This is a genomic window from Streptomyces sp. CO7 (assembly GCF_053474865.1).
Window position 1 is genome coordinate 698,171 of sequence record NZ_JBRIOU010000004.1, and the last position, 7,533, is coordinate 705,703.

Below are 7,533 nucleotides of genomic sequence, written 5' to 3' on the forward strand. Positions count from 1 at the left end.
GGGCGGGGGGTGGGTGGCATGGCTACTCCCCCCCGGACAGCGAGAGGGTGGCCGGCGGCAGCCCGCCTACCTGGAAGTTCACATCGCTGGTCTCTTCGGGAGGAGCAGGAAACTGAGCGAACCATTCAGTGGTCTGCCCGGCGTCGATGCCGCCCGTGAATCGCGTGCACAGGCACTGCCCTTCGGTGTCCCGCAGGACCAAGTACTTCTTCTTGCCTGCGCTGTCGACCAGGCTCGCACCCGCCATTGATCCGGCGTTCCGGGCCAGTTCGCTCTCGTTGCCCCGCCACTCCCCCATGCCCTTGGCCCGGCTCGAGTTGTTGGTGACGGTCCCTTCCACGGTGACGAAGCCACCGCTGTCGCGCTTCGCAGAGGTGATCTGCAAGGTGACGCCGTCCCCCTTGACCTCGGCCAAGACCTCTTCCGGAGCCTGGGAGGGGGTTCCCTTGTCATTCCCCTTGGCGGAAGAACGGGTGGGATCTGCAGTCTTGGCATTGTCGTCGCCGCCATCGCTGCAGGCAGCGAGGGTGAGCAACAGTACGGCTGCGACGGAAGTGGCCGACATGGTGGCGCGCCCGAAGATGGGGTGCCGATGCATTACTGGTCCTCTCATTCTGCAAGGTATACGGAGAACAGGTCGGACCCGTCCGGGAGATCGTCCGGCTCGAAATCCTTGGGATCGATGGTCACGATCTGCCCGTCGCAATCCAGTTCCACGGCTTCGGCGGGCTTCGTATCGGAGTCGAACATGCACCGAGGCTCGATCACTGCCGTCGCTGTGGCCTTGGCCCGCATTCCTTCGGTACCAGGGATGACGGAGTCTCCTACGGTCGAGGACATTTGCACAGCGACCTGGAACGCGGGGTATCCACGCACAGACGTGGCGTGAGGACCGGCTGTGACAGTTGCCCCGTTCTCGGCCGCCAGGGCCTGTGCGGCTGCCGGGCCACCAAGGCCCAGCTCACCGTCGCCGTCGAGCCAGCGGAGCCAGTCGTCCCCGTCCTGCAGCGCGAGCAGGAGACCGTCCATCAGGTCGTCGCGAGCGCTCTGCGCCACCCCGAGCGCGGCGGCGTCAGCAGCGGTCTGGGCAGAATTCCGCGCCGAGGCCGCCTGGGCGAAGGCGAAGAAGGCAAGCCCGGCGAAGAGAAGGATTGTCGTCAGCCAGAGGTACAGCGGGAGCGATTGTCCCGCTTCATCGCCGGTACGGCATTCTGTCAGCCGCCGATGACGTCGTTCACCGCGTTCAGTATGGCGTCGGAGATCAAACTGTCGAGTGCCAGTCCGTCGATCAGGACGAAGATCCCCGCCACGATGATCAAAAGCCCCGCGTACTCCACGAAGCTGGCCCCCCGGTCCCGTTCGGGGCCGCGTAGGCGGGCGAGGGTGGTCAGGGTCCAGGTGTGCAGTCGGGTCATGGCAGTCCTCCAGGTGATGGCGTGGTGTCACTGCTGCTGCCCGGGGTGACGTGGTCATTCGCCCCCCAGGATGGATCCGATGCCGGTGGCCGTGCCGAGGAACATGCCCGTGGCGATGAGGATCAATGTCGCCGGGAGCATGAACAGCAGGGTCACCAGCGTGGCTTTGGGGATCGTCTTGGCGGCGCGGCGGCGGGCGTTCTGGGCGTCGGTGCGGCGCATGTCCGTGGCGATCTGGATGAGGGTCTCGGCGATGGGGGACCCCAGCTCCTCGCCCTGCTGCAGCGCGGAGACGAACTGGGCGACCTGTTCGCTGTCGTTGCGGCGGCGCAGCTCGTCGAAGGCCTGGCGGCGCGGGACGCCCATGTCCATCTGGCGCAGCGTGATGCGGAGTTCGTCGGCCCAGGGCCCCTCGTACCGTTCGGCGACGCGGTCGAGGGCCTGGCGGAAGGCGAGGCCGGCGGAGACGACGACGGCGAGGACGTCGAGGAAGTCCGGCAGCGTGCGGTCGATGACCTCGCGGCGCTCGCGGACGGCCTGCCAGATCTGGGCGTCGGCGGCGAGGAGGCCGAAGGCCAGGGAGAGGAGGGCCATCGGCCAGGACGCGTTCGTCGCGAAGACGAGGAACATGAAGGCGCCGAAGAAGCCGTAGACCGCACGCCGCGCGGCGTAGCGCTGGAGGGTGAGGCCGCCGGGGTTGCCGGCCATGTCGATGCGGCGCCGCTTGGCGTCGGCGCGGCGGGGGCCCATGAGCCGCAGGACGGTGGGGGCGAACCGCATGCCGAGGCGGTCGACGGCGGAGTCACGGCGGCCGACGCGGGTGGCGCCGACCTCGAGGGCGAGGGCCAGGTCGTCGGGGAGGGCGGCCTCGGAGCGCAGCAGGCGGATGCCCTGGACGACGCCGACGGCGGCGAGGGCCGTCAGGAGGGCGAGGCCGAGGGGGAGCAGGGAGGACGGCGTCATCGGTCACACCTCGATCTTTCCGAGGCGGCGGATGGCGAGGAACCCGACGACGTAGAGGCCGAGGGCGAGCAGCACGAGGGCCTGGCCGACCGGGGAGCCGGTGACGCGGGCGAGCGCGCCCTCGTTGGAGGCGTCGACCAGCAGCAGGGAGCCGATGCCGAGCGCGGGGACGGTCAGGGCGGTGGCGTTCACCTCGGAGAGCATGGTGCGCACCTCGCGACGGGTCTCCTTGCGCTCCTCCAGGGTCTTGGTGAGGTTGCGCAGCGAGGAGACGACGGAGCCGCCCGCCTTGTTGGACAGCACCAGCGTGGTCACCAGGACGACGAGTTCGCGGGAGGGGAGGCGTTCGGCGAGTTCGCCGAGGGCGTCGTCGATGGAGCGGCCGAGGGTCAGCTGGTCGGCGACGCGGGCGAGTTCGGAGCCGGCCGGGTCGTCGAGCTCCTCCGCGGCCATGGCGAGTGCGGTGCGCAGGGCGAGGCCGGCGGCGGTGGCGTTGGCGATGAGGCGGGCCACGTCGGGGAGCTGGTTGATGAACGCCTCGATGCGGCGCTGCCGCTGCCAGTTGAGGTAGACGCCCGCGGACCACAGGGCGACGAAGGCGGCGATGGGGCCGAAGAACGGCGCGAGGGCGGCGGAGGCGACGAGCCACAGGGCGAGCGCGGCGCCGCACGCGTACGCGGCGAACTCCCCGACCGTGACGTCCAGTCCGGTGGCGGCCAGCCGCAGCTGGACGGCGCGGCCGAGCCGGGTGCGGCGCAGGCGGCGGTCGACGGCGGTGAAGCGGCGGGGGCGGCCGCCGACCAGACCGACGGCGCCCTGTTCCGCCTCGAGCCGGTCGACCAGGGCCTGACGCTGAGCGCGCCCGGAGGCGTACACGTGGACGCCGGCCACCGCGAGGAGGCAGGCGAGCAGTGCCGCGCCGAGGGCCAGGAGGGACCAGTTCACGTCAGCGCCTCCCGGGTGTTGCGGGAGTCGAGCGCGTCGGTGACGCCGTAGGCGGGCGGGACGGACTCGTCGGCGAGGAACAGCTTGTCGGCGACCTCCCGGGGCAGCGGCAGGTGCTGGTAGTGGCCGCGCACCACGCGGTCGGGTCCCATCGGCTGCGGCACGAAGCGCGAGACGGTGGCGATGCGGTAGGGCTGGCGTCCGCGCGAGATCAGCAGGGCGATCTCGACGACGCGGCGGGTGCCGTCGGCCTGCCGGGCGAGCTGGACGACGACGTCGACGGCGGAGTTGATCTGGTCGGTGAGCGCCTCGAAGGGGATGTTCACCTCGGACATGGAGCCGAGGGTCTGCAGGCGCATCAGGGCGTCCTCGGCGGTGTTGGCGTGCACGGTGGCGAGCGAGCCGTCGTGGCCGGTGGACATGGCCTGCAGCATGTCGAGGGTCTCGCCGCCGCGGACCTCGCCGACGATGATCCGGTCGGGCCGCATGCGCAGCGAGTTGCGGACCAGGTCGCGGATGGCGACCTGGCCCTTGCCCTCGATGTTGGCGGGGCGGGACTCCAGGCGGATGACGTGGCTCTGCTGGAGCTGGAGCTCGGCGGAGTCCTCGATGGTGATGATGCGCTCGTGCGAGGGGATCAGGCCGGACAGCGCGTTGAGCAGGGTTGTCTTGCCGGAGCCGGTGCCGCCGCTGACGATGACGTTGAACCTGGCGCGGACGAACGCGGCGAGGAGCAGCAGCATCTGCTCGTCGAGGGAGCCGAGGCCGATCAGCTCGGGGAGCGTGTAGGCGCGCGGGAAGCGGCGGATGGTCAGGGTGGGGCCGGTCAGCGCGAGCGGCGGGATGATCACGTTGACGCGCTCGCCGGTGGGCAGGCGGGCGTCGACCATCGGGTTGGACTCGTCGACGCGGCGGTTGACCGTGGAGACGATGCGCTCGATCGTCTGCATCAGCTGGTCGGCGGAGGCGAAGCGCAGCGGCAGGTGTTCGACGCGGCCGGCCCGCTCGACGAAGATCGAGTCGGGGCCGTTGACCATGATCTCGGTGATCGACGGGTCGGCGAGGAGCGGTTCGAGCACGCCCAGGCCGAGGGCCTCGTCGACGACGCGGCGGATCAGGCGGGCGCGTTCGGTGGAGGAGAGGACGGGGCCCTCGCGGCTGATGATGTGGCCCAGGACGCGTTCCAGGCGCGTGCGGCGCTCGGTGGCGTCGAGGGCGGACATCTCGGCGAGGTCGATCTCCTCGAGGAGCTTGGCGCGGTAGACGGCGACGAGGTGGTTGTCCTCGCGGTGCCCGTCGGCGGCGCCACCCTGGCCGGGGAGGGCGGACGGGGCGCCGTCGGGGCCGTTGGCGGCGAGGCGGGATCGCAGGCTCATGGGCGGGTCTCCTTCCTCGGTCAGCCGCCGGACGCGGCGGTGCGGTCGGTGGGCATGGTGGCGTCACGGGCGATGTCCCAGCCGCCGAACAGCGGGATCACGGAAGGGACGTGGACGACGACGCGGGCGGTGGTGGTCTCGGCGCCGAGATCGGTGCTGACGGCGGGGTCGAGCCAGGAGCTCACGGCGGCGGCGCCCACGGCGGCCCCGTCACCCTCCTGGGAGGCGGCGCGGGCGGCGGCCCGGGCGGCGGTGCCGGCCTGGTTGGCGCCGTAGCCGACCAGGCCGAGCTGGAGGGCGGCCATGGCGATCACGAGGAGGACGGGGAGGTAGCCCGCGAGCTCGAGGGAGGAGACCCCGCGGTCGCCGCGCAGGCGCGGGCCCGAGGGGCGGAACCTGCTCACGCGCCCGGGCCGTGCCGGCGCCGTGGACCGCGTCATCCCAGGTCACCCCCCTCCAGTGCCGCCCCCGCGGTGCCGTCCACGGACCAGCCCGCGTCGACGCCGGGGAAGAAGAGGGGCACGTCCGCGTGGACGGTGGCACGCATCAGGTCGCCCTCGGGGGCGCACCGGATCTCCGCGCCGCTCCAGGCGTCGGGGAGGTGTTTCGTCCCCGCGGCGGAACAGGCGCCGGCCCAGTCGCCGTGGACGGCGTGCGCGGCGGTGGCGGCGCGGGCGGCCTCGTCGGCGGCGTTGCCCGCCAGGGAGAAGGTGTAGCCCCACAGCACCGCCTGCCAGAGCAGGCCCATGACGACGAGCAGGATGGGGAAGATCCCGGCGAACTCCAGCGTGACGGAGCCCCGGTCGCCCGCGCCGCGGCGCAGGGCGATGCCGTTGCCGGGCTTGCGGCGTCGCCCGCGCGCTGCGGCCTCGTCCTCCGGCGCGGCGGCGACCAGCCCCAGTTCGCCCGCCAGCGTCCACAGGGCGCGCTTGACGGAGGACTTGGCCTCCAGGTCCTGCAGCCGGCCGGCGTCCACCACGGCGGACAGTTCCTTGTACGCGGCGGGCACGTGGGTCGCGGCGGTGCGGGTGCCGGTGACCCGTTCGACGAGCTGGGGGTTGATCTCCGCGCCGCGGGCGTGCCGGTTGACGACGGTGAGGGTGTCCTCGGCCTTGCGGATCTGGAGCCGGTCCCAGAGGCGGACCATGCGCTTGGCGGCGCGGACCGCGATGACGTCGGGGGTGACGACCAGCAGCGCGTGGTCGGCGGACTCGACCGCCGCGGCGGTGGCGGCGTCCATCCGGGCGCCGCAGTCGAGGACGACGACGTCGTAGCGGGAGCGCAGCACGGACAGCACCTGGCGGGCGGCGCGGTCGCCGACCTCCTCGCCGCGCTCGCCCTCGGCGGGGGCGAGCAGCAGGGCGATGCCGGAGTCGTGCGTGTAGATCGCGTCCTGCAGGACCCGCGGGTTGATGTCGTGGATGCCGGCCAGGTCGGCGACGGACCGCCGGTACTGGACGTCCAGGTAGGAGGCGACGTCGCCGGACTGCAGGTCGAGGTCGACGAGGGCGACGGTGCGGCCGGAGGCGCGGGCGGCCAGCGCCAGGTGGACGGCGGTGACGGTGGCGCCGACGCCGCCCTTGGCCCCGGTGACCGTGACGACGGTGCCGCCCGAGCCGCGGCCGTACGGGTCGGCGCCCGCCCCGGCGGTGAGGTGGCGGCGCATCCCGGCGGCCCAGGAGGCGGCGGCGTGCACCCGCTCGGCGAGCCCCTCGGGGTTCAGCGGCAGGGTGACGATGCCGCGGGCGCCGGAGTCCATGGCGGCGGTGAGGGTGGTGGAGGAGGAGTCGGCGGTGATCAGCACGACGCCGACCGCCGGGTGGCGCAGCACGATCTCCCGGATCAGCTCCAGGGCGGGCACCGGGCCGATCCGTTCGTGGACCAGGACCACCTCGGGCAGCTCGTCCACCGACTCGGCGGCGCCCGCGCCGAGGGCGTCGAGCAGGGTGGCCGAGTCGTGCACGGGCGGGGCGGGCACGACCTCGGGCATCTGGCCGAGGAGGGCGGCGAGAGCGCGGGCGGAGTCGACGTCTCCCACGGCGGGGAGGATGCGGACGGTCATCGACGGCCCCTCACTGCTTGTCCTGCTCGAGGGTGTACGTCCGGTCGGCGGGCGGCACGGAGGTGTCGTCGCCGCCGGCCACCAGGGCGAGGCGCACGTGCTCGGCGAACGACTCGGCGTAGGCGACGCGTTGGGCGTCGGCGGTGGAGAGGGCGAAGGTGATCGGCACGGCCTCGGTGGCGGTGCGGCGGTTCGGGCCGCTGCCGTCGGGCTCCAGGGCGGTCAGTTTGCCGACGTCGATGACGCGGGCGTTCTGCACGATCAGGCGGGACTGGTCACGGCCGCGGTCCTCGCCCTCGAAGGTGGCGAAGATGTTCACCCGCGCGCCGGTGGTGATCTTTCCCGCGACGCCGGTGGAGGCGTCGATCATGATGGCGATCTCCTGCTGTCCGCGCTGGAGTTCGGGGCGGTCGACCACCATGTCGGACTGGAGCAGGGAGCCTTCGCGGAGCGTGGTGACGGCGATCTTCCCGCGGATCTTCGAGAGGTCGGTGACGGCGGTGCCGGACAGCCAGCGCTCCGGCATGCTGATCTTCTCGAACTGGCTCGGCGTGAGCTCCTGGTACGGCGCGACGTCCGCCTTCAGCCGGTAGGCGGTCACCTCGGGACCGACCTTCGACTTCACGTCCCTGACCACGGCGAGCACTCCGGCGAACGCCGCGATGGCGGCTATCGCCGAGAGGACCAGCAGCAGAACGCCGCGGCGCTGGCGGGAGTTCACGGTCTGTTTCACCTCGTGGGTCGGGAACGGTGGTTCGGGTCGGGCGGCGGG

9 protein-coding genes are annotated in these 7,533 nt (G+C 72.3%); all 9 read right to left on the reverse strand.

Annotated elements, in window-relative coordinates; translation table 11 throughout:
• Positions 1-22 precede the first annotated feature (22 nt).
• Genes ACOV8S_RS15995 through cpaB form a run of 9 tightly spaced genes read right to left on the reverse strand, consistent with a single transcriptional unit; the run spans position 23 to position 7,482 of the window.
• Positions 23-598: a hypothetical protein gene (locus ACOV8S_RS15995; RefSeq protein WP_448318486.1), complete on the reverse strand. Its 576-nt coding sequence runs from the start codon at positions 596-598 to the stop codon at positions 23-25.
• An 11-nt stretch (positions 599-609) separates the two neighbouring features.
• Positions 610-1,218, reverse strand: coding sequence for a pilus assembly protein TadG-related protein (locus ACOV8S_RS16000; protein ID WP_448318878.1), 609 nt, complete (start codon positions 1,216-1,218; stop codon positions 610-612).
• Complete coding sequence (locus tag ACOV8S_RS16005) at positions 1,215-1,415, reverse strand: hypothetical protein (protein ID WP_382553001.1); 201 nt, start codon at positions 1,413-1,415, stop codon at positions 1,215-1,217. The genes ACOV8S_RS16000 and ACOV8S_RS16005 overlap by 4 nt, the downstream gene beginning before the upstream one ends.
• Positions 1,416-1,469: 54 nt before the next feature.
• Positions 1,470-2,378, reverse strand: coding sequence for a DUF5936 domain-containing protein (locus ACOV8S_RS16010; RefSeq protein ID WP_448318487.1), 909 nt, complete (start codon positions 2,376-2,378; stop codon positions 1,470-1,472).
• A 3-nt stretch (positions 2,379-2,381) separates the two neighbouring features.
• Positions 2,382-3,323, reverse strand: coding sequence for a type II secretion system F family protein (locus ACOV8S_RS16015; RefSeq protein ID WP_448318488.1), 942 nt, complete (start codon positions 3,321-3,323; stop codon positions 2,382-2,384).
• Complete coding sequence (locus tag ACOV8S_RS16020) at positions 3,320-4,699, reverse strand: CpaF family protein (RefSeq protein ID WP_448318489.1); 1,380 nt, start codon at positions 4,697-4,699, stop codon at positions 3,320-3,322. The genes ACOV8S_RS16015 and ACOV8S_RS16020 overlap by 4 nt, the downstream gene beginning before the upstream one ends.
• 20 nt (positions 4,700-4,719) lie before the next feature.
• Complete coding sequence (locus ACOV8S_RS16025; RefSeq protein ID WP_448318490.1) at positions 4,720-5,103, reverse strand: TadE/TadG family type IV pilus assembly protein; 384 nt, start codon at positions 5,101-5,103, stop codon at positions 4,720-4,722.
• Positions 5,104-5,135: 32 nt separating this feature from the next.
• On the reverse strand, positions 5,136-6,761 hold the full coding sequence (locus ACOV8S_RS16030) for an AAA family ATPase (protein WP_448318491.1): 1,626 nt from the start codon (positions 6,759-6,761) through the stop codon (positions 5,136-5,138).
• 10 nt (positions 6,762-6,771) lie between these two features.
• On the reverse strand, positions 6,772-7,482 hold the full coding sequence (gene cpaB, locus ACOV8S_RS16035) for a Flp pilus assembly protein CpaB (RefSeq protein WP_448318879.1): 711 nt from the start codon (positions 7,480-7,482) through the stop codon (positions 6,772-6,774).
• Positions 7,483-7,533 lie beyond the last annotated feature (51 nt).